This window comes from Brevundimonas denitrificans (genome assembly GCF_030160755.1).
Lineage (GTDB): Bacteria > Pseudomonadota > Alphaproteobacteria > Caulobacterales > Caulobacteraceae > Brevundimonas > Brevundimonas denitrificans.
The window spans coordinates 1-574 of record NZ_BSOY01000219.1; the positions used below are offsets into that span (position 1 = coordinate 1).

Sequence of the window (574 nt, forward strand, 5' to 3'; positions counted from 1 at the left end):
TGTCGGCGTGCAACTTGGCAATACCAACTGGGTCATCACCCAAGGCATTCATGAGAAAGAGGCTCTGGAGCCGCTGGAGCGATATTCTGTTGGCATATGGATCGTTGCGGTCAGCACCGTGCTGGTCATTCTCAGTATCCTTGCGGCCATCTGGCTGACCCTGCGCAGCCAGAACAACAAGGCCATGGCCGAGCAATACAAGGAACTGGCCCATAAGATCAACGCCCAGCGCCGCCTGCTTGGCAGCATCAACAACACCATCGATGACCTGATCGGACTGACCGATACGGCCGGGCGCTATGTCTATGCCAATCCGTCACTTGCCCGGTTTGTCAATTTCCCGGTTCAGTCCATTGCTGGCAAGACCGACCGCGACCTGTTTGGCGAGAAGGCCGCCCGTGCCATGGGGGACCTCAATCAGGTGGTTCTGGATACCGAGCAGACCCAGAATACCATCATGGAAGTGGAGACCGATAATGGCACCCGCATTCTGCGGATCGAAAAATCCCGCCTGATGGATGACGAGGGACTGTTCATGGGGATCGTCACCGTGGCCGGTGACATCACGGACTTT

The 574-nt window shown here is 56.8% G+C and carries 1 protein-coding gene; it reads left to right on the top strand.

Annotation, left to right across the window (positions count from 1 at the left end; genetic code table 11):
* On the top strand, positions 1-574 hold a 574-nt coding region (locus QQJ79_RS15860; protein WP_284223903.1), incomplete at both ends, for a PAS domain-containing protein.